Source organism: Rhodococcus gordoniae (assembly GCF_001646655.1).
In the GTDB taxonomy this organism is placed as follows: Bacteria; Actinomycetota; Actinomycetes; order Mycobacteriales; family Mycobacteriaceae; genus Rhodococcus; species Rhodococcus gordoniae.
Genome location: NZ_LPZN01000013.1, coordinates 32593 through 53504 on the forward strand (window position 1 = coordinate 32593; position 20912 = coordinate 53504).

The 20912-nt window shown below is 68.8% G+C and carries 19 protein-coding genes; 11 read left to right on the forward strand and 8 right to left on the reverse strand.

Features of this window, described 5'->3' with window-relative positions:
* Positions 1-57 precede the first annotated feature (57 nt).
* From A8G18_RS07050 to A8G18_RS07060, 3 genes are read left to right on the forward strand one after another with little or no spacing between them, the layout of a single operon-like run.
* A complete protein-coding gene (locus A8G18_RS07050; protein ID WP_064063400.1) occupies positions 58-4866 on the forward strand; it encodes an NAD-glutamate dehydrogenase in 4809 nt (1602 codons plus the stop codon).
* Positions 4867-4869: 3 nt separating this feature from the next.
* Positions 4870-5304, forward strand: a complete 435-nt coding sequence (locus tag A8G18_RS07055) for an acyl-CoA thioesterase (RefSeq protein WP_064063306.1) — start codon at positions 4870-4872, stop codon at positions 5302-5304.
* The gene (locus tag A8G18_RS07060) at positions 5297-5989 is read left to right on the forward strand and encodes a DUF8185 domain-containing protein (RefSeq protein WP_064063307.1); all 693 of its coding nucleotides are present in this window, start codon (positions 5297-5299) and stop codon (positions 5987-5989) included. The genes A8G18_RS07055 and A8G18_RS07060 overlap by 8 nt, the downstream gene beginning before the upstream one ends.
* Positions 5990-5995: 6 nt before the next feature.
* On the opposite strand, the gene A8G18_RS07065 is transcribed toward A8G18_RS07060, so the two are convergent.
* Complete coding sequence (locus A8G18_RS07065) at positions 5996-7609, reverse strand: glycoside hydrolase family 13 protein (protein WP_064063401.1); 1614 nt, start codon at positions 7607-7609, stop codon at positions 5996-5998.
* A gap of 85 nt (positions 7610-7694) precedes the next feature.
* On the opposite strand from A8G18_RS07065, the gene A8G18_RS07070 reads away from it, so the two are divergent.
* Complete coding sequence (locus tag A8G18_RS07070; RefSeq protein ID WP_064063308.1) at positions 7695-8114, forward strand: cupin domain-containing protein; 420 nt, start codon at positions 7695-7697, stop codon at positions 8112-8114.
* A gap of 3 nt (positions 8115-8117) precedes the next feature.
* On the opposite strand, the gene A8G18_RS07075 is transcribed toward A8G18_RS07070, so the two are convergent.
* Complete coding sequence (locus tag A8G18_RS07075) at positions 8118-8510, reverse strand: globin (protein WP_064063309.1); 393 nt, start codon at positions 8508-8510, stop codon at positions 8118-8120.
* A gap of 186 nt (positions 8511-8696) precedes the next feature.
* Here A8G18_RS07075 and A8G18_RS07080 point away from each other — a divergent pair, with 186 nt between their 5' ends.
* From A8G18_RS07080 to A8G18_RS07090, 3 genes are read left to right on the forward strand one after another with little or no spacing between them, the layout of a single operon-like run.
* Complete coding sequence (locus A8G18_RS07080; RefSeq protein WP_084421582.1) at positions 8697-9326, forward strand: HNH endonuclease; 630 nt, start codon at positions 8697-8699, stop codon at positions 9324-9326.
* 60 nt (positions 9327-9386) lie between these two features.
* Positions 9387-9659, forward strand: a complete 273-nt coding sequence (ctaJ, locus tag A8G18_RS07085; protein WP_064063311.1) for an aa3-type cytochrome oxidase subunit CtaJ — start codon at positions 9387-9389, stop codon at positions 9657-9659.
* Positions 9646-10119 carry a DUF5130 domain-containing protein gene (locus A8G18_RS07090; RefSeq protein WP_064063312.1) on the forward strand — a complete coding sequence of 158 codons (474 nt, stop codon included), beginning with the start codon at positions 9646-9648 and terminating at the stop codon, positions 10117-10119. The genes ctaJ and A8G18_RS07090 overlap by 14 nt, the downstream gene beginning before the upstream one ends.
* Positions 10120-10203: 84 nt before the next feature.
* Here A8G18_RS07090 and pepN read toward each other — a convergent pair whose 3' ends face one another.
* Both pepN and A8G18_RS07100 read right to left on the reverse strand, forming a co-directional pair.
* Entirely contained in the window at positions 10204-12786 is a 2583-nt protein-coding gene (gene pepN / locus A8G18_RS07095) for an aminopeptidase N (RefSeq protein WP_064063313.1), read from the reverse strand.
* A gap of 63 nt (positions 12787-12849) precedes the next feature.
* The gene (locus A8G18_RS07100) at positions 12850-14091 is read right to left on the reverse strand and encodes an NAD(P)/FAD-dependent oxidoreductase (RefSeq protein ID WP_064063314.1); all 1242 of its coding nucleotides are present in this window, start codon (positions 14089-14091) and stop codon (positions 12850-12852) included.
* 162 nt (positions 14092-14253) lie between these two features.
* Here A8G18_RS07100 and A8G18_RS07105 point away from each other — a divergent pair, with 162 nt between their 5' ends.
* From A8G18_RS07105 to A8G18_RS07120, 4 genes are all read left to right on the forward strand, one after another.
* Positions 14254-14886 carry a mycothiol-dependent nitroreductase Rv2466c family protein gene (locus A8G18_RS07105; RefSeq protein ID WP_016933429.1) on the forward strand — a complete coding sequence of 211 codons (633 nt, stop codon included), beginning with the start codon at positions 14254-14256 and terminating at the stop codon, positions 14884-14886.
* Between the two features lie 37 nt (positions 14887-14923).
* Positions 14924-15511, forward strand: coding sequence for a GNAT family N-acetyltransferase (locus tag A8G18_RS07110; protein ID WP_064063315.1), 588 nt, complete (start codon positions 14924-14926; stop codon positions 15509-15511).
* 203 nt (positions 15512-15714) lie between these two features.
* Positions 15715-16194, forward strand: a complete 480-nt coding sequence (locus A8G18_RS07115) for a ribose-5-phosphate isomerase (protein WP_064063316.1) — start codon at positions 15715-15717, stop codon at positions 16192-16194.
* 3 nt (positions 16195-16197) lie between these two features.
* Positions 16198-16995, forward strand: a complete 798-nt coding sequence (locus A8G18_RS07120; protein WP_064063317.1) for an Fpg/Nei family DNA glycosylase — start codon at positions 16198-16200, stop codon at positions 16993-16995.
* Positions 16996-17035: 40 nt separating this feature from the next.
* Here A8G18_RS07120 and A8G18_RS07125 read toward each other — a convergent pair whose 3' ends face one another.
* The 4 genes from A8G18_RS07125 to A8G18_RS07140 all read right to left on the reverse strand — a co-directional run bounded on the left by A8G18_RS07125 (position 17036) and on the right by A8G18_RS07140 (position 20870).
* Entirely contained in the window at positions 17036-17818 is a 783-nt protein-coding gene (locus tag A8G18_RS07125; RefSeq protein WP_064063318.1) for a hypothetical protein, read from the reverse strand.
* A gap of 56 nt (positions 17819-17874) precedes the next feature.
* A complete protein-coding gene (locus tag A8G18_RS07130) occupies positions 17875-19014 on the reverse strand; it encodes a wax ester/triacylglycerol synthase domain-containing protein (RefSeq protein WP_064063319.1) in 1140 nt (379 codons plus the stop codon).
* Positions 19015-19133: 119 nt separating this feature from the next.
* Complete coding sequence (locus A8G18_RS07135; protein WP_016935058.1) at positions 19134-19709, reverse strand: hypothetical protein; 576 nt, start codon at positions 19707-19709, stop codon at positions 19134-19136.
* A 12-nt stretch (positions 19710-19721) separates the two neighbouring features.
* Entirely contained in the window at positions 19722-20870 is a 1149-nt protein-coding gene (locus A8G18_RS07140) for a zinc-dependent alcohol dehydrogenase (protein ID WP_026003493.1), read from the reverse strand.
* Positions 20871-20912 lie beyond the last annotated feature (42 nt).

The following is a 20912-nucleotide window of genomic DNA, read 5'->3' on the forward strand; positions in this document are numbered from 1 at the left end:
TCACGAGTCCGTCCGCGGCGCGCGGTGTATCCGCCCGACAGAGCAGGAGGGGTGTCGATGGCCGATCCGGCTGTGGCGCAGAAAAGTTCGACGGGTGGCGACGTCTCTCCCGAAGTCGTCCTCGAGCGGATCTACGAGCGCTCCGGAGAGTTCGCGACCGACCCCGGCGCAGCCGCGCTCGAGCACGTACACCTCGGTCGTCACCGTGAGGAGGACACTGCGGTCGTCGGCGTGCGCCGCACCGACACCCTCGGTGTCGCCGTGCAGATCGTCACCGACGACATGCCGCTGCTCGTCGAGTCGGTGCTGGCGCTGCTCTCACGGCTCGGTGTCTCGGTGGGGGCCGTCATCCACCCCGTCCTGGCGGCGCGACGAAACGCGGAGGGTGAGCTCGAGCGCCTGGCCGACGAAGGGGGCGGTGCCTCCGGCGGATCCCCCGAATCGTGGATGCACATCCAGCTGCGCGGACCCGTCGACGACGAGGCGGTCGACGAGATCGAGCACGGACTGCGGCGTGTGTTGTCCGACGTACGCCAGGTGGCCTCGGACTCGGACGCGATGCACGCCCTGCAGCGCGACATCGCGGACGCGTTCGACGTCCTGGCCGCCCATCCGCCCACGCAGTACACGGCCGACGAACTCGCCGAGACCGCCGCACTGCTGCGATGGTTGAGCGGCGGAAATTTCACCATCCTCGGCTACCGGCGCTACGACTTCGTCCCCGACGGCGGCGGGGGGAAGGTCCGCGCCGCACCCGTGTCCGGCAGCGGTAGGGGAGTGCTGCGCACCGATGCGGCGGTGGGGGACCCGCTCGACCTGCCCGGTGAGGTCGGCACGGGCCGGCGCCCGCTGCTCGTCCTCACCCAGGGGGCACTTCCCGCCACCGTGCACCGGTCCGTCTATCCGTACTTCGTCGGCGTCGCCCGGCTCGACGCCGACGGCGCGCTGGTCGGGGAGGATCGTTTCCTCGGCGTCCTCACGGTGACGGCCCTGCACGAGAACATCCTCGACATCCCCGTCGTGTCACGCCGGGTGCGTGAGGTCGTCGCGCGGGCGCGGGTCGACCTGTCGTCCTACAGCGGTCAGGCGATGCTCGAGATCATGCAGACCGTGCCGCGCGCGGAACTGTTCTCCATGGATACCGACACCCTCTACGAGACCGTCAGCGCCGTGGTCGACATCCGCCGGCAGGTGCGGTTGTTCGTCCGCGTCGACACCTACGGACGATACATCTCGTGCCTGGTCTACCTGCCGCGCGACCGCTACACGACGAAGGTGCGCGTCGCGATCCAGGACATCCTGCTGCGCGAGTTCGGGGGTGGCGTGCTCGACTACACCGCCCGTGTCTCCGAACGTGACCTGGCGTTGCTGCACGTGACGATCCGGTTCTCCGGCCGCGCGCGACGCGAGGTGGACACTTCGGAGGACAACCGTCTGCGCATCCAGGCGATGCTCGCGGAGGTGACCCGCAACTGGGCTGACCGTCTCGGGGAAGCAGCCGCGGTCACGGGTGATCTCGATCCGGTGCTGGTGCAGCGGTATGCCGAGGTCGTGCCCGAGGCGTACAAGGAGGACTTCGACTCCGAACGCGCTCTGTTCGATCTGATGCGTCTCGAAGCGCTCGACTCCGGTGATCTCGACACGCATCTGTACCGGCCCGGATCCGGCGATCCGCTGTCGTTGCGCTTCACCCTGTATGTGGCGGACGAGACCGTCACCCTCGGCCGGATCCTGCCGGTGTTGCAGAGTCTCGGCGTCGAGGTCGTCGACGAGCGGCCGTACCGTTTGCCACGCTCGGACGGGATCGACTGCTGGATCTACGATTTCGGACTCTGCCTGCCCGAGGACATCGAGCCCGAGGTCGTCGAGGCCGACCCGACTCTGGCGGGGCGCCTGACCGAGACCTTCACCGTGGCATGGCGGGGTGCGGTCGAGACCGACCGCTTCAACCAGCTCGTGCTGCGCGCCGGGCTCACCTGGAAACAGGTCGTGTTGCTACGGGCGTACGCGAAATACCTGCGCCAGACCGAATTCCCGTACAGCCAGTACAATATCGAAGGCGTCCTGCTCGGTGCCCCGCACACCGCGACCCTGCTCGCCGGACTGTTCGAGGCCCGCTTCGATCCGGACAGCGCATCCGCCGAACGCGAACGTGAGATCGTCGACGAACTCACCGCGACGATCGCCGAGGTCACCGCGCTGGCCACCGACCGGATCCTCCGGGGATTGTTCTCCCTGATCCGTGCCACGCTCCGCACCAACTTCCATGTGGCCGGCGGAATCGGGAACGAACACCCGGACGGTCGCGCGTTGTCGCTCAAGTTCGATCCGCGGCGCATCGCCGAACTACCCCAACCACGACCGGCTTTCGAGGTGTTCGTCTACGCCCCGGACGTCGAGGGTGTCCATATGCGGTTCGGTCCCGTTGCCCGTGGTGGTCTGCGCTGGTCCGACCGCCGCGAGGACTTCCGCACCGAGGTGCTCGGTCTGGTCAAGGCGCAGGCCGTGAAGAACGCGGTGATCGTGCCGGTGGGAGCGAAGGGCGGGTTCGTCGTCAAGCACGCTCCGCGTCCGACCGGCGACGCCGAGGCCGACCGTCGCGCGGTCCGGGAGCGCGGCGAACGGTGCTATCGGTGCTTCATCGCCGGTCTGCTCGACATCACCGACAACCTCGACGCGGCCCGCAACGAAGCGGTCCCGCCGCCGCGGGTCGTGCGCCACGACGAGGACGACCCGTATCTCGTGGTGGCCGCAGACAAGGGCACGGCATCGTTCTCCGACATCGCCAATTCCGTTGCGGCGGAATACGGTTACTGGCTCGGCGACGCCTTCGCCTCCGGTGGTTCCGCCGGTTACGACCACAAGGAGATGGGCATCACCGCGCGCGGTGCGTGGGAGAGCGTCCGGCGCCACTTCCGCGAACTCGGATCCGACCCGCAGACCGACGATGTCACCGTGGTCGGCATCGGTGACATGAGCGGCGACGTCTTCGGCAACGGCATGCTGCTCAGCCGGCACATCAGGCTCGTCGCGGCGTTCGACCACCGTCACATCTTCCTCGACCCCGATCCCGACCCGCAGCGGTCGTTCGACGAGCGTCGCCGGCTGTTCGCGCTGCCCCGGTCGTCGTGGAGGGACTACTCGGAAGAGCTCATCTCGGCAGGAGGCGGGGTGTGGGATCGGACGGCCAAGTCCGTGCCCGTCGGCCCCGAGGCGCGCGCGGTACTCGACCTTCCCGACGACATCACCGAACTCTCACCGCCCGAACTGATCCGCACGATCCTGCGCGCGCCGGTCGACCTCCTGTGGAACGGCGGCGTCGGCACCTATGTGAAGGCGTCGACGGAAACCCACGCTGAAGTGGGAGACAAGAGCAACGACGGCGTGCGTGTCGACGGCCGCGACCTGCGCGCCCGGGCCGTGGGCGAAGGGGGCAATCTCGGTGTCACACAACGCGGCCGAATCGAGTTCGCCCGCACCGGCGGCAAGATCAACACCGATGCGATCGACAACTCGGCCGGTGTCGACAGTTCCGACCACGAGGTCAACATCAAGATCCTGCTCGACGGCATGGTCACCACCGGTGAGCTCGCGGCGGAGGACCGCAATCCGCTGCTCGCGTCGATGACCGACGACGTCGCCGATCTCGTTCTCGCCGATAATATCTCGCAGAACGCCGTGCTCGGACTGGAACGGGCCGCCGCACCGTCCCTGCTGGGGGTGCATCGCAGGTTGCTCGCGGCTCTCGAACTGGATCGGGGACTCGACCGCGACCTCGAGGCGCTGCCCGACGAGGCCGAGTTCGACCGCCGCGCAGCCGCAGGGGAGGGATTGACCTCGCCGGAGCTGTCGCAGCTCCTCGCTCATGTCAAACTCGCCCTGGTCGACGACCTGCTCGCCACGGATCTGCCCGACAGCGAGACCTTCGCGGCGATCCTGCACGACTACTTCCCGCCGGCTCTGCGTGAGCGGTTCCGCACCGGGATCCGGGCGCATCCGCTGCGCCGGCAGATCGTCGCGACGCTGCTGGCGAACACCACCGTCGACAACGGTGGCCCCACCTACGTCTACCGACTCGCCGAGGAGGCCGGGGCGACGGCGACCGACGCCATCCGCGCCTACGCCGCCGTCACCGCCGTCTTCGGGTTGCCGGGGCTGTGGGACGAGATCCGCGCCGCCGGGCTGCCCGTCGACATCGAGGACGATCTGCTGCTCGAATCCCGCCGCGTGCTCGACCGGGCGTCGCGTCGCCTGCTCGCCACGCGGCCGCAACCCCTCGCCGTCGGTGCCGAGATCAGCCGGTACCGCGACGCCTTCGCTCGCCTCGCTCCGCGCGTCGGGAAATGGATGCGCGGGCACCACGCCGAGGACTTCGAGCGCCGCACCCGTCCCCTCCTCGAACGGGGAGCTCCGCAGGAGCTGACGGGCGTCGTCTTCCGGCTCCTCGACCAGTTCCCGTTGCTCGATGTCATCGACATCGCCGACATCGAACAACGAGACGAGGCGGAGGTCGCCGACCTCTACTACGCCCTCGACGCGCATCTCGGCGTCGACCGCCTGCTCACGGCGGTCTCCGGCCTCGAACGGGGCGACCGCTGGCATTCGCTGGCACGACTCGCGCTGCGCGACGACCTGTACGGCTCGCTGCGTTCACTCGTTCTCGATGTGCTGGCCGGCGCCGAACCCGGCGAATCGACCGAGGAGATGATCGAGGACTGGGAGTCGTCCAACGGATCCAAACTCGTGCGTGCGAGGGTGGCGCTCGACGAGATCTTCGCGTCTGGAAGTCTGGACCTCGCCACCCTGTCGGTGGCGGCACGACAGATCAGGGGCATGGTGCGCACGGGCGCATCCGATCGGAGGTAACGAGTGAGCGGTGCGGGCGAACAGTTCGGTTTCCACACCGAGGTGATGGTGCGGTGGTCCGACATGGACGTCTTCCAGCACATCAACCACGCGCGGATGGTCACCCTCCTCGAGGAAGCGCGGATCCCGTGGTTGTTCGCCGACGGCCGCCCCACCCGGGACCTGCGCGAGGGGGCTGTCATCGCCGATCTCCACGTCCGCTACCGAGGGCAGTTGCGTCACGACGACGGTCCGCTCGACGTGTTGATGTGGACGGAGAAGGTACGCGCGGTCGACTTCACGATCGGTTACGAGGTGCGGCCGAGCGGTGCCCCGGTCGACTCGGCGCCGGCCGTGGTCGCGTCCACCCAGATCGCGGCGTTCGACATCGAGACCCAGCGCCTGCGCCGGCTCACCGACGCCGAGCGCGAGTTCCTGCGACAGTGGCGACGTGACTGACGAGGCCCGGCACGACGAGCGTCTCCTGAGGCTCGACGGCCCCGACGACAGCGTCGATCTCGCTGCATTCCTCGCGCGCGCCGCGCGTCTCGACGAGGCCGCCGTGGTGCGGTTGCGCCGCCGCAGCGACGGGCTGCTCGGCGTGTGGACCCACACCGGGTTCGAGGTACTCGCGGGCCGCGTCGTCCGCGGAACCGTGGCGCCGGCCGACACCTGCGTCGCTGCCGAGTCGCTGCGGGCCGCGCTCCTCGCCGGCTCCGAACCCCGCACCGAGGTGGACCCGGGTTGGGCGATGGATTCCGCATGGCGCGGGGCACTGCCGCCGGACGACGGTTACGTCCACGTCGACGACGTGCCGGCGCGAGTCCTCGTCGAACTCGCGCAGCGCGGTGTCGCGCTCACCCGTGAGCACGGTGCGCAGGGACCCCCGGCGTCGTTGCTGGCCCAGGAAGTTCTCGAGGTGAGCGGCGCCGGAACGACGGTGGGCGTGCCGATGCGCATGGTGTTCGCGCTCGGTGCGATGGGTTTCGTGCCCGGTGCCGGTCGCGACACCGTCGACTCGGCCGGCATCGACCCTGCCGAGGTGGTCCGGGTCCGTGCGTCCGCCACATGGATGCGCCTCGACGCCCGCTACGGTTCGGTCTACCTGCGGCGCGGCGGCGGGCTCGGTCTGAGCGTCCTCTGAGGGTCGTCACACCAGCCAGACGGCGGTATCCGGTGGCAGTTCGCGTCCGGTGAGCGTCCGGCTCGCGAGCAGCACCTCTCCGGGTGGCAGTTCGACCGCGACGTCGCCGGCGTTGAGTACGCACGTCAGGCCGCCGGGGCGACGGAACGCCAGGCACCCCGCCGGGCTTCCGTACCAGGCGACCTCGTTGCCGTCGAATTCCGTTCGCTCCTTGCGGATCTCGATCGCCCTGCGGTACAGCGAGAGCGTCGAGTCCACGTCCTCGAGTTGCGTCTCCACGGTCAGCGCCGACCATTCCGGAGGTTGCGGGAGCCACGCGGACTGCGCGGAGGTGAATCCGAACGGCGGCGTCCCACCCTCCCACGGCAGCGGCACGCGGCACCCGTCGCGTCCGCGTTCGGTGTGCCCGGATCGTTCCCACACCGGATCCTGCAGCACCTCGTCGGGCAGGTCGACGTTGGGCAGCCCCAGTTCGGCGCCGTTGTAGACGAACACCGCCCCAGGAAGAGCGAGGGCGACGAGGATCATCGCGCGTGCTCGTGCCGTCCCGAGCTCACCGTCTCCGTAGCGGGTGACCTCACGGTCCACGTCGTGGTTCGACAGGGTCCACGTCGGTGAGGCCTGCACCGACGTCACTGCGGCCAGGCCCTTCTCGACGGCACCGCGGATGGCGTCGGCGTCCCAGTCCGACAACGTCAGGTGGAAGTCGAAGGCGAGGTGGAGTTCGTCCGGTCGCAGGTACTCGGCGAACCGTTCGTGGTCGTCGACCCAGATCTCACCGATCGCCACCGCGCCCGGGTACTCGTCGAAGACCCGCCGGAGCCGGCGGTGGATGTCGTGGACCTCGGGATTGTTGAACCGCGGGTCGGCGGGGGAGTGCCCGAGCAGTTCGTTGGTCTCCCACCCGTCGTGATCGGGCAGATCTGCCGGCTTCGCCATGCCGTGGGCGACGTCGATCCGGAAACCGTCCACGCCCCGGTCCAGCCAGAATCGCAGGGTCGTGCCGAGATCCTCGACGACCTCTTCGTCGTCCCAGTCGAGATCGGGCTGCCCGGGTGCGAACACGTGCAGATACCACTGACCCGGCGTGCCGTCGGGTTCGGTGATGCGGGTCCAGGCAGGGCCACCGAAGACGCTCGGCCAGTTGTTCGGTGGTGTGTTGCCGTCCGGACCCCGGCCGTCCCGGAAATGGAACCGTCGTCGTTCGCGGCTGCCCGGCCCTGCCTCGAGTGCTGCCCGGAACCACCGATGTTCGACGCTGACATGGTTCGGTACGAGGTCCATCACCACCCGGATCCCGCGTGCATGGGCGTCGGCGACCAGTGCCTCGAGATCGGCGAGATCCCCGAACAGCGGGTCGATGTCGCGGGGGTCGGACACGTCGTAGCCGTGGTCGGCCATCGGCGAACGCATCACGGGGTTGAGCCAGATCGCGTCGATTCCGAGGAGTTCGAGATAACCCAGGCGGCTGCGTACACCCGCGAGATCGCCGATGCCGTCACCGTTCGCATCGACGAACGAGCGGGGATAGACCTGGTAGAAGACCGCGTTACGCCACCACGGCGCCGTCGGGTCGCCTCGTCCGGAGGTCGGTGCTGCGGGGTGGGCCACGGGACTCATCGTGTCAGACGACAGGGCGAAAGGCAGGGCGAACAGTGCCCGCGGCCGTTCCGCCGGGACCGGGCCGCATGATAGGACGAACGGCATGAATACGACATCGATCGTCGCGGTCCGGCTGGACGACGTGGAGTTGCGCGACGACCCGATCAACCCTGCGTGGATCCACGAGGGCGCCCCCATGGCACGCAGCGGTCAGTGGGCGACCAGCGCCGACCGCACCACCACCACACACGTGTGGGACTGCACGGCCGGTCGCTTCGACTGGCATTTCGGCGTCGACGAGATCGTCCACATCGTGGAGGGCTCGGTGATCGTCTCGTCCGCCGACTCCGAACCCCGCACGCTGCGGGCCGGGGACGCCGCGCTCTTCCGTGCGGGGACCACCGCGCTGTGGGAGGTCCCCGAGTACGTGCGCAAGCACGCCGTCCTGCGTCGCCACCTGTCGCCCGTGGCGCGGTTCACCCAGAAGGTGGAGGACCGCCTGCGCCGGATGCTGGGCCGCTGATCTCTAGACAGGTGAGTTCATCATCGAGTCGGCGGCCATGTTCATGTAGTCGACGAGCTGTCGACGATGTTCGTCGTCGAGTGTCGTCTCCTCTATCGACGCGATCGCGGTGTGCATGCATCGCAACCAGGCGTCGCGCTCGAGCGGGCCGATCCGGAACGGGTGGTGGCGCATGCGCAGTCGCGGGTGCCCTCGTTCCTCGGAGTAGGTGCGCGGGCCGCCCCAGTACTGCTCCAGGAACATCCGCATGCGCCGCTCGGCCGGACCGAGATCCTCCTCGGGGTACAGGGGCCGGACGATCTCGTCCCGTGCCACCTCTTCGTAGAACCGCGCCGTGATCCGACGGAACGTCTCGGCGCCACCGACCGCGTCGTAGAAGGTCTGCTCGTCACTCATCTGTATTCGTTCACCGTCCCTCTCGACCGTCCATTGTGCCCGCTCCCGACACCACCCCGTCCGACGAGCCGGGCCCGCCGGGAGCGACACCGGATGTTCACCGACCCGACCTGGACCGGTCCACTGATTCCGGGTGCGATTCGGGAGCATCCGTGGTCCACTGTTCCCAGTCTTTTCGGAGGTCGTATGAAGCACAGCAGCAGCTCGCATCGACAACTCCCGCCCGCGGACGCCCCTGCAGGGGTGCCGGGGGCCACCACACTGCGCGTGGTGCACGACAGCACCGCGACGGTACCCGACTGGTTGAAACGTCGAGTGTTGCTGCTCAACGCCACCTACGAGCCGCTCACCGCCCTGCCCGCTCGCAGAGCCGTGGTCCTGATGGCCGGGGGCAAGGCCGATACCGTGCACGACGATCCGCTCGCCCCGCTCGTGCGGTCGGCCGAATGGTCCGTGCAACTGCCGTCCGTGATCCGTCTGCGCAGCTACGTGCGCGTTCCGTATCACGCGCGGGTGCCGCTCACCCGGGCCGCGCTCATGCACCGCGACCGGAACCGGTGTGCCTACTGCGGGGGCAAGGCCGAGACGATCGATCACGTCGTGCCGCGCAGCCGCGGCGGCGAGCACACCTGGGAGAACTGCGTCGCATGCTGCGCGCCGTGCAACCACCGCAAGGCCGACAAGCTGCTCACCGAACTCGGATGGGACCTGCGGGTGGTGCCGAACCCGCCGAAGGGCCGGCACTGGCGCCTGCTCGCCACCCTGCCCGAGTTGCACCCCACCTGGCTGCCCTATCTGGGGGAGGGTGCGGCCTGATCGGGGTCGTTCTCCGGGGCGTATGAGGCCTTTCGGGCTCGGCTGGGCTAACGTTTGGCTGTGAGCATTCTCGAGACAACCCTGATCTTCGTCGGCATCCCGCTGCTGATCGTCTTGGTCTTCGGTGGGCTGTCCTTCGTCATGAGCAAGTACCCGGGCTCCACGCCGTCGGACGACCCGTACACGCTCGACCGGAAATGGGAGCACGAGCCGTTCCTGTGGACCGCGACCGACGAATCGACCCATCCCTGGAAATACCCGCATCATGGTCACGGTCATGCCGCTCTGACCTCGGCGGAGCTGATCGGAGGTACCGCAAGTGGCAAGTGGTGACGTGATCCGGCGTCCGGCCGTCGCGCCGGAGAACCTGCCGCACGGTGCGGCACTCACCGCGAGCGGACGCATCTCCGCGGTGCGCGGTCTCGGGCAGGCCTTCACGGGTGCGCCGTTCAAGGACCGCGACCTCATCATCCTCGACGACACGCTCACGCACGCCGTGCGGATCACCCATGTGCGCTTCACCGTGTACATCGGCGACGACGTGAATCCGGCCGCGGCGACCGACGCCCTGCTGCCGACGACGCCGGATGCCGACAACTCGGTGCTCATCGCCGTCTTCCCGAACCAGCGGAGCATCGAGGTCCGCTCGGGCCGCACCGCCGCCGACCGCGCCACCGATCGTGTGCTGCAGCTCGGCATCACCGCGGCCGTGTCGTCCTTCGGTCAGGGGAATCTGCTCGACGGCATCACCAGCGCCGTCCGCGTCATCGCGAACGCCATGGTCGCTCCCTGATCCGGAGCCCACGACCATCTGTGGCCCGCTGCCGCTCCGTGACGGAGAGGCAGCGGGCCACAGTCGTTCGGTGAGGTCGGTGCGTCAGGACGCGTCGAACGCGCGCGCCTTCAACGAGCGCACGACCCCGGCACGACCCTCGACGACGAGCCGGCGCAGGGCCGGCGGATGGTCGCCGGCGAGGAACTCGTCTGCCGCCGCCACCGATTGCTCACCGATCGACCACGACGGGTAGAGACCGATCACGACGGTCTGCGCAACCTCGCTCGAGCGGCGCTCCCACACCCCCGGCACCTCCGCGAAGTACCGTGCTACATACGGCTCGAGGAGTTCTCCTTGACCGGCCGGAGCGAAACCGCCGATCACGGCGCGTGCCGTGATGTTCGGGACGCTGTCGTCGTGCACGACCGTCTGCCACACCTGTTCCTTGACCGCCTCCTGCGGACGTGCCGCGCGGGCAGCCGCCGCCTGACGGGCACCCGCGGCCGTCGGGTCGCGTTCGGCCTCCGCGTCGATGAACGGCGACTCGACGCCCTCGGCGTCCACCTCACCCGCCGCGGCGAGCGCCTGGACGATCCGCCAGCGCAGATCGGTGTCGACCGTCAGCCCCGGCAGACCGACCGTCGCCGGATCGGCGCCCAGCAGCTCCTCGAGCACCTCGGTGTGCCAGGGTGACAGGTACGCGGTGGTCAGCGCGTTGACGAACGCGAGCTGATGGTCGGAGCCGGCGTCGGACTCGCGGGCCAGCTCGAGCAGACGGTTGGCGAAGTCCGCCCGGCCCTGCTCCGCGGCCCAGGACGGATCGGCGTAGCTCTCCAGCGCGGTGTGCGCCTGCATGAGCAGACGCTGGACGACACCGACCTCGGTCTCGGCGGCGATACCGCGCTGCACGAGGGCGACGAAATCGCGCGCCTTCATCTCGGCCTGACGGGTCATCTCCCACGCCGCCGACCACACCAGGGTGCGCGGCAGCGACTCGGCGATGTCGCCGACCCGGTCGATGACGGTCGCGAGCGACTCCTCGTCGAGCCGCACCGAGCAGTACGTCAGGTCGTCGTCGTTGACGAGGACGAACGCGCCGCGCGGCACGCCCACCAGATCGGGGACCTCGGTGCGCTCGGCGGCGTCGACGTCGATCTCCACGCGGTGCGTGCGGACGAGCGTGCCGGAGCCGTCGTCGTCGTACACACCGATCGCGAGGCGGTGCACACGGAACTCACCGGCGCCGGGCTGGGCACCTTCCTGCACCACCGCGAAACGCGTGAAGCGTCCCTGGTCGTCGACCTCGAAGTCCGGTCGCAGGATGTTCAGGCCGGTGGTCTTGAGCCACTGGGCGCCCCAGTCCGACAGGTCGCGGCCGGAGGACTTCTCGAGCGCGGCGAGCAGGTCGTCGAAGGTGGCGTTGCCGTAGGCGTGATCGCGGAAGTACTCGCGCAGACCCGCGAGGAAGGGCTCCTGCCCGACATAGGCGACGAGCTGCTTGAGCACCGACGCGCCCTTGGCGTAGGTGATGCCGTCGAAATTGACCTCCACCGCGGCGAGGTCGGGGATGTCGGCGGCGATCGGGTGGGTGGACGGCAGCTGGTCCTGCCGGTACGCCCACGATTTCTCCACGTTCGCGAAGGTCGTCCACGCGTTGGTGTACTCGGTGGCCGAGGCCTGGCACAGCACCGACGCGAACGTCGCGAACGACTCGTTGAGCCACAGGTCGTCCCACCAGCGCATGGTGACGAGGTCGCCGAACCACATGTGTGCCATCTCGTGCAGGACGGTCTCGGCGCGCCGCTCGTAGGAGTAGCGGGTGACCTTGGACCGGAAGACGTAGTCCTCCAGGAAGGTCACCGCACCGGCGTTCTCCATCGCTCCGGCGTTGAACTCGGGCACGAACAACTGGTCGTACTTGCCGAAGGCGTAAGGGATCCCGAAGTTGGCGTGGTAGAAGCCGAATCCCTGCTTGGTCTCGGTGAACAACCGGTCGGCGTCCATGTGCTCCGCGAGCGACGCGCGGCAGAAGATGCGCAGCGGGATGGTGCCGTGCTCGTCGGTGTACTCGTCGGACCACACCGCGTACGGACCGGCGATCAACGCGACGAGGTAGGTGCTCATGCGCGGGGTGGTGCGGAAGATGTGGAGACCCGGCTGCGCGGCCGCCGTCTGCACGGTGTCGGCATTGGAGATCACGGCCCAGTCCTGCGCCGCGGTGACCCTCAGATCGAAGGTGGCCTTGAGGTCGGGCTGATCGAAGCACGCGAACATCCGCTTGGCGTCGGCCGTTTCGAACTGCGAGTACAGGTACACCGCGTCGTCGGTGGGGTCGACGAACCGGTGCAGGCCTTCGCCGGTGTTCGTGTACAGGCAGTCGGCGTCGACGACGAGTTCGTTGTGGGCGGCGAGCCCGGTGAGGGCGATGCCGCTCTCCTCGGAGTATCCGGACACGTCCACGGGTTCGCCGTTGAGCGTCGCCGAGTGCACCGTCTTCGCGATGAGGTCGATGAACGTCGAGGCACCCTCGGTGGCGTCGAAGCGGACGGTGGTCACCGACCGGAACGTCGTGGTGCCCGGCCCGCCGGCACCGTCGGTGAGATCCAGTTCGATGCTGTAGTTGTCGACGGACAGGATCGCGGCCCGTTCGGCGGCCTGCTCGCGGGTCAGATTCGGTGGTGCCACGGGAGAACTCCTTCTCACGACGGAATGTCGGTCGGCGTCCATCCCATCATGATCGGCGGACCCTCACGGAGCGACGTCGGACAACGGCACCGTGGTATCCGCCAGACGGTCGGCGTCGACGGGTCGGCCGGAGGTGATGAGAGCGCGGATGTCGTCGCCGGCATCCCAGATGTTCACGTTCATCCCCGCCCGCACCCGATGCTCGTCGTCGAGCCAGAACGCGAGGAATTGCAGACCGGTGACGTCGCCGCGGGTGACCACTCGCGCATCGGGCGGAGCGAGCCCGACATATTCCATGCCGAGGTCGTACTGGTCGGTGAAGAAGTAAGGGAGCCGGTCGTAGGCTGCCTCGCGTCCGAGCATCGTCGCGGCCGCGACAGCCGGCTGGTTCAGGGCGTTCGCCCAGTGTTCGACCCGCACCCGGCTGCGAAGGAGCGGATGGTCCACCGACGCGATGTCGCCGACCGCCACGATGTCCGGATCGCTCGTGCGCAGCGACGCGTCGACGAGCACACCGTCGTCGACCGCGAGCCCGGCGTCGCGGGCGAGGTCGATGTTCGGTTGCGCCCCGACGGCGACGAGCACGGCGTCGGCGGGCACCACACTGCCGTCGCCGAACCGGATTCCGCTCGCGCGCCCGTCGTACGCGACGATCTCGCGCACCGAGGTGCTCGTGCGCAGATCGACGCCGTGTGCGCGGTGCAGGTCGGCGAAGACCGCTCCCATCTCCTCACCGAGTGCCCCGAGCAGCGGCTGCTTCGCGGACTCCGCGACCACCACGCCCGCACCACGGCCGCGGGCGTTCGCGGCGATCTCCATGCCGATCCATCCGGCCCCGATGACGGCCAGCCATCCCGCGTGGTCGGTCTCACCGTGGATCGCGGCGAGCAACGCATCGGAATCCTCGACGGTGCGCATGACGTACACGCGCTCGGCGTCGGCGCCGGGAATCGGGACCGTGCGGGGCGTCGAGCCCGTTGCGAGAGCGAGCTTGTCGTAGCGCAGCGTCGACCCGTCGGGCAGCGTCACGGTGTGGGCTGCCGGATCGATCGCGGTGACCTTCGTGCCGAGCAACAGTTCGACACGGTGATCGCGGTACCAGTCGCCGTCGTGCACCGTGAAGTCGGCAAGCTGCTTGCGTCCGGCGAAGTAGTCCTTCGACAAGGGTGGTCGCTCGTAGGGCAGATGCTCCTCCGCGCCGATGAGCAGGATGCGCCCGGGACAGTCGCGGGCGCGCAGTTCCTCCGCCAGCCTGGCGCCGGCCAGACCCGCGCCGACGATCAGAAACGTTTCCTCACCCGACATCGTGGTGCCTCCACTGAGATGCGTGCCGGACCTGCTTCCCGGGTCCGACGTTACGGGTACGGCACACCTTCCGGCCCGGTTCGGGAAGAATCGGCGACGGAGCCGTGTTGTACACCTTCGGTAGTTGCCCGGCTCCGTACCGAACTCTTGTGAGGAGATCTCTTGAGCGATCCGACTGTCGCGTCCGCGACCGGCAAGGACACCGCCGACTTCTGGTTCGATCCGCTGTGCCCGTGGTGCTGGATCACCTCGCGCTGGATCCTCGAGGTCACGAAGGTGCGCGATATCGAGGCGCGTTTCCACGTGATGAGCCTGGCCGTGCTCAACGAGGGTCGCGACCTGCCCGACGACTACGCCGAGTTGATGACGAAGGCGTGGGGCCCGGTGCGCGTGGCGATCGCCGCAGCGCAGAAGTACGGCGACGACATCCTCTCCCCGCTGTACACCGCGATGGGCACCCGCATCCACAACGAGGGCAACAAGGACTTCGCGGACGTGATCGCCGCGTCGCTCGCCGAACTCGACCTCGATGCCTCGCTGGCCGAGGCCGCCGACAGTGACGCCTACGACGAGGCCCTGCGCACGAGCCACCACGCCGGCATGGACAAGGTGGGCCAGGACGTCGGTACCCCCACGATCCACGTCAACGGCATCGCCTTCTTCGGTCCCGTCCTGTCGAAGATCCCGCGCGGCGAAGAGGCCGGGAAGGTGTGGGACGGCGTGGTCGCCCTCGCGTCCTACCCGCACTTCTTCGAACTCAAGCGCAGCCGCGACGAGGAGCCCGACTTCTCCTGACCGGGTGTGGCCGTGGCGCTCGGTAGAGTGCCACGGCGTGTCGAACGAACATGTGGTCCGGCCGGCGACGGTGCGCGATATCGAACAGGCGACGGCAACGCTCGGACGAGCGTTCCGCGACTATCCGTTCACCCGCTACACCGTCGACGGACGCGACCACGAGGCCCGCGTCCGCGACCTGCAGGGGCTCTACCTCACCGAGATCGGCATGCGGTGCGGCAGGGTGTGGGTCTCCGACGACGTCGACGCGGTGGCCGTGTGGACGACGCCCCGTTCCACCGGGCTCGAGGAGGCGTTCGCCTCCGTCGCCGATCGGGTGACCGAACTGCGCGGCGATCGTGCCCGCGCCGCCGAACTCGCCGAGCAGGCCACCGCAGGACTGCAGCCGAGCGAACCCGTGTGGTTCCTGGCCACGGTAGGCGTCGATCCCGCCTCGCAGGGACGCGGCCTGGGACGGGCCGTCCTCGAACCCGGACTCCGCGCGGCCGAGGAACACGGGGCCGCGGCCTGCCTGGAGACCTCGTCGGAAGCGAACGTCGCCCTCTACGAACGTCTCGGCTTCGTCGTCACCGGTGTCGTCGAGCTGCCGGACGACGGCCCGAGGGTCTGGGCGATGCGCCGCTGACCCGGGGGCGGGGGACGCTACGCCCCGCCGAGAACAACGGGTTGGAGTACGCGCCGAGTCGGGTGCGGTACGAGGCCGGTTACGGCGCCGAGTTCCAGCACGAGTCGACGAGCTTCGGCCTCCGTGGCGCCCACCGGCGTGACACCCGGTGCGACGGCAGTGGGTGTGCAGGGATGTGTCGGGCTCTCGTTAGACTTCTGGCCATGCGCGTTTACCTGGGAGCCGACCATGCGGGCTTCGAACGGAAGAATGAGATCGTCGAGCACCTGAAGAAGAACGGCCACGAGCCGATCGACTGCGGTGCGTTCGAGTACGACGCTCTCGACGACTACCCGGCCTTCTGCATCGAGGCCGCACGGCGCACCGTCGCCGACGAAGGAAGCCTCGGCATCGTGCTCGGCGGCAGCGGTAACGGTGAGCAGATCGCCGCCAACAAGGTGCCGGGCGCCCGTTGCGCCCTGGCCTGGAGCGTCGACACCGCCAAGCTCGCGCGCGAGCACAACAACGCGCAGCTCATCGGCATCGGCGGCCGCATGCACACCCTCGAGGAGACCCTCGCGATCGTCGACGCATTCCTGTCGGCCGAGTGGTCGGACGAGGAGCGTCACCAGCGCCGCATCGACATCCTCGCCGAGTACGAGAAGACCGGCCGAGCACCGGCAGTGCCCGGCGCGCCTGCCTGATCCGTGCCCGAGGGACACATCCTGCACCGGCTCGCCCGGCTGCACCACGAGTGGTACTCGGGTGCGCCGGTGCGGGTGTCCAGTCCACAGGGGCGGTTCGCCGACGGCGCCGCAGCGGTGGACGGGCGCGTGCTGACCCACGCGGACGCGTGGGGGAAGCATCTCTTCCACCACTACGAGGGCGGTCTCGCCGTCCACGTGCATCTCGGCATCTACGGGGAGTTCACCGACCGGGAGTTGCCGCTCGGCGAACCGGTCGGACAGGTGCGGATGCGGATGATCGGCGCACGCCACGGCAGCGACCTGCGCGGTCCGGCGGCGTGCGAGATACTCACCCCGGGCGAGGCCGAGGCGATCGAGGCGAGACTCGGCCCCGACCCGCTGCGTTCCGACGCCGATCCCGAACGGGCGTGGCGCCGGATCGGTAGGTCGCGCACCGCGATCGGGGCGTTGCTCATGAACCAGGCGGTGATCGCCGGGGTGGGCAACGTGTACCGGGCCGAAGTGCTGTTCCGCCACGGCATTCATCCCGAACGTCCGGGAGACGAGTTGTCCCGCACCGAGTTCGATGCGATCTGGGAGGATCTCGTCGAGTTGATGAACGTCGGCGTGAAGCACGGGCGCATGCACGTCGTTCGACCCGAACACGACCACGGGGCACCGGCCTACGCCAGGAACAGGCCCCGGACGTACGTCTATCGGCGCGCCGGTGAACCCTGCCGTATCTGCGGGACGCCCGTGCTGCATTCGGTGATGCAGGCGCGGAACCTGTTCTGGTGCCCGGTCTGTCAGCCGCGCTGAATCAGGATCGGGATTCGTGGCCGGGCAGGGCCCGGCTCACTCAGAAGTCGAACCCGCCGAAATCGAATCCGCCGCCGTCTCCACCGCCGAACTCGCCCCCGCCGAGATCCTCACCGCCGCCGACGTCGTCGCCTCCTCCGTACTCGTCACCACCGCTGTAATCGGTGTCCGCCGACGGGTCGCCCGCACCGGATTCGAACGCCTGCGCGTCGTAGGGGACACCGGCCATCCCGGCGAACATCGAGGAGAAGAGCAGCATGGAGCCGACGCCCCACGCACCCGCGACGAGGGCCGGCTTCCACCACGGTTCCGAATACCAGCCCGCGGGAACGGGCCGCCCCGCGACGCGACCGCCCGGATAGTAGTTCGGCGTCGCCGAGGACGGCGACGGCGATGCGGCGATCGTGCGGCCCTCGAAGTCGACGGTGCGCTTCTCGGTGACCTCACCCGCGGATTTCTGACCGTCGAGCGTCGGGATCTCCGGGCCCGGATCCATGCCCATCGCCAGGCGTGCCGCCCGGATGTAGTACAGACCCTCGAGGGCGGTCTGCTTCGCGAGGCGTGCCTGCATCGGTGTGTTCGCCTGCTCGATCTGGGAGCCGGCGGCGGTGAACCGTTCGGAGGCGTCCGCAAGTGCCTGACGCGAGGCGTCGTCGGTGCCGGTCAGATTGTAGATCTGGCCGCCGAGGCGCTCGATGGCCTGCCGCGCGTCGGCTCTGGCGTCGTCGAGGGTGTCGGTCCGGTGACGAGTGGTGCCCTTCTGGGCGCGGGAGACGAAGTAGACCACGGCGCCGACGGCGGCGACGATGAGCAGAAGTTCCACGGCCGATCCTTCCGGTCGGGGGATGGTCCTGTCCTCCAGCGTACCGACGGGAAGACTCACTCCCCGAGGACCGCGCGCAATCCGTCCTGCAGGCACGAGTCGAACGAATCACGATCGGGGACGGCGATGGGATCCACGGCCAGGCCCATGCAGCAGGTGTCGCGATAGGACATCGCCGACACGGTGAGCATCGCGCCGTCGGCCGCGCCGAAGCCGTAGTACCGTTCGATCTTCGCACCACCCACGTAGAGCGGTGCGTGGGAGCCGGGAAGGGTGGACACCACTACGTCCCCGGGGCCGACGGCGATGCCGGATTCCGTCGAGGCCCCGGCGGAGGACGCCGCCGGACTCCCGGCGGAGGGCGGGAACGAGACGTCGATCCGTCGCATGAGGTCGACCGTATCCAGTGCGTGGAGGTCTGCCGCGTCCTCGGGGGTCATGGAGATCGCTCCACCCTCCGGTCCCGGGACGACGACGCGCAGGCCGTCCATCGTGCGTCCGTGCCGCCGTCGGTATTCGCTGTATGCGAGGAGCATCGCCGCGGTGAAACCGCTCGGGACACGACAGCCCGCACGTTCGCAGGCGCGTCGCAATGCGGCGAGATCCGCGTCGAGTACGTGCAACCGCGGAGGGCGGGGCGCGGGCTCCTCGGCGCGGTCACCGGTACGTCCGAGCAGGGCGTTGATCAATCCGGTGCTCAGCGAGGTGAACACGTGCGCCGCGGTGCGGAACGATTCGGCACCCTGCTCGGAGACCGACCTCGCCCATGACAACATCGAGTCGGCCTGCCCGGACGCCGGCGTGGAGCCGAGGTGCCGGAGGCGGATCACGAGTGCCGATTGGCCGCCGTCCAGGCCGTCGAGCAGGGTCAGTTCCCAGCGGGGGTGCCGGAGACCGGAAGGGTCGGGCGCCGAGCGGGCGTAGGCGAGCACTTCCTCGAAACTCGCCGGGGCGGACAGCGCGACCCGGTCGAGATGCCACGGCGGATCCGAGTCGGGATGTCCGGCGCGACGCGGCGGGTCGAGGCCGAACGGAAGTTCCACCACCCGGTGCCGGAAGCCGGGCGACTCGTGATTGCCGGGCGCGAGCACCGCGGCGACCCGATCCCAGTCGGGGGTGGCATCGAGAAGGACCGCGGCGACGACGGAGGAACCCGGGGAGTGGGCCCGCGCGCGGTCGTCGGGGGTGTCCTTCACATGAGGGACCGTCTCACATCGTGATCGTCGGACACCTGCGCTTTGCTCTCGCTTTGCACTATCGAGTCGAAAAGGTGACACGTCGTTGCCGGCTTCGGAGTCGTCCCACATGCAGGCCGTCACGTCCGCGCACGACCTCTCCACCGGCCCACGGCCACCGCCCCCAGTCCGGCTGCGGCGATCCACGGTGCCCCCGAGACGAGCGGGTCGAGCCACTGATGGTTGACGTCGGCACGCGAACCGCGGCGCCTCGACGCCCCGCCGTGCGCGGTGATCTCCGCCCGGAGTCCGCTTTCGGTCACCGGATTGTCGGGCCGGCCCTGCATCAGGGCGCGGACGCGGCTCTCGGCGACGTCGATGCGGTCGGCGCCGATCAGGAGCAGCCAGTGCGCGGCCCGGCCTTCGCTGTACCGGCGGTAGGCGTGCCTGCGAACGGCACCGGACAGTCCTTTCAGCGGTGCCGTGGTGCCGAACACCGGCGTGACGAAGGCGTGCTCGATGGAGCGCTCGCGGTTCTCGTAGCCCGGTTGGCGTTCGGGGAAATCCCAGTGCGCGCCGGTGGCTTCGGGAGCGAACCGTTCCTTCGGGACGGACGGGCGGTCGCGCGGATCCAGGTCGACTCCCCATCCGGGAATGCGAGCGCGCAACCGATCGGGACTCTCGGGGGGTTCGGGCTTGTCTGCGGTGTAGGCCATGGCGGATCCTCCTCAGCTCCCGTCGGTGACGATGATCGGCTTGATACACCCGTCGAGTTTCGACGAGAACATGTGATATGCCTCCGCGATGTGTTCGAGCGGAACGCGGTGCGTGACGATGTCGTTCGGTTTCAGATAGCCGTTGCGGACGTGTTCGAACAGGCGGGGCCACTGACGTTTGACGGGGCACTGGTTCATTCGCAGCGTCAGTCCCTTGTTCAGCGCGTCCCCGAACTTCACGGCACTGAAGATCGGACCGTAGGCGCCCATCACCGAGACGGTGCCGCCCTTGCGGACACCGTCGATCGCCCAGTTCAGCGCCACCGGCGATCCGCCCTGCATCTTCAGCTTCGCAGCGGTGACGTGCTGCAGGAAGTTCCCGTCGGCCTCCGCGCCGACCGCGTCGATGGCGACGTCCGCCCCGAGATGACCGGTGATCTTCTTCAGATGGACGACGATGTCGTCGTACTCCGCGAAGTTGTAGGTCTCCGCGTGTGCGAAGGTCCGGGCCTTCTCCAGCCGGTATTCGAGGTGGTCGATCACGATGACCCGGCCGGCACCCATGAACCAGGCGGACTTCGCGGCGTAGAGGCCCACCGGCCCGGCGCCGAAGACCACAACCGTGTCGCCCTCGGCGATGTCGCCGAGCTGGGCACCGAAGTAGCCGGTCGCGAGAGCATCGGTGAGCATCAGGGCGTCCTCGCGGTCCATCCAGTCGGGGACGAGGGTGGGGCCGACGTCGGCGAACGGCACCCGCACGAACTCCGCCTGGCCGCCGTCGTAACCCCCGCAGGTGTGCGAGTAGCCGTAGATGCCTCCGACCGCGGTCGCGTTGGGGTTGACGTTGTGACAGTTCGAGTACAACCCGCGCACGCAGAAGAAGCACGACCCGCAGAAGACGTTGAACGGGACCATGACCCGATCCCCGGGTTTCAGATTCCGCACCGACGGGCCCACCTCGTGGACGACGCCGACGAACTCGTGGCCGAACGTCGTACCGACCCGGGTATCGGGCATCATGCCGTGATAGAGATGCAGGTCGGAGCCGCAGATCGCCGCCAGTTCGACGCGGACGATCGCGTCGTTCGGATGTTCGATCCGGGGGATGTCCTTCTCTTCGACGCGAACCCGGTACGGGCCGCGATAGACCATCGCGCGCACTTGTGCTCCCTCGTCGTCGTTCGTGTCGACGCGGATACCCGA

Bases quoted from the DNA above. Each gene is read 5' to 3' on its own strand.
- A8G18_RS07050 (WP_064063400.1), top strand. From the start codon at position 58: ATGGCCGATCCGGCTGTGGCGCAGAAAAGTTCGACGGGTGGCGACGTC.
- A8G18_RS07065 (WP_064063401.1), bottom strand. From the start codon at position 7,609: ATGAGTCCCGTGGCCCACCCCGCAGCACCGACCTCCGGACGAGGCGAC.
- A8G18_RS07070 (WP_064063308.1), top strand. From the start codon at position 7,695: ATGAATACGACATCGATCGTCGCGGTCCGGCTGGACGACGTGGAGTTG.
- A8G18_RS07075 (WP_064063309.1), bottom strand. From the start codon at position 8,510: ATGAGTGACGAGCAGACCTTCTACGACGCGGTCGGTGGCGCCGAGACG.
- A8G18_RS07080 (WP_084421582.1), top strand. From the start codon at position 8,697: ATGAAGCACAGCAGCAGCTCGCATCGACAACTCCCGCCCGCGGACGCC.
- A8G18_RS07100 (WP_064063314.1), bottom strand. From the start codon at position 14,091: ATGTCGGGTGAGGAAACGTTTCTGATCGTCGGCGCGGGTCTGGCCGGC.
- A8G18_RS07115 (WP_064063316.1), top strand. From the start codon at position 15,715: ATGCGCGTTTACCTGGGAGCCGACCATGCGGGCTTCGAACGGAAGAAT.
- A8G18_RS07135 (WP_016935058.1), bottom strand. From the start codon at position 19,709: ATGGCCTACACCGCAGACAAGCCCGAACCCCCCGAGAGTCCCGATCGG.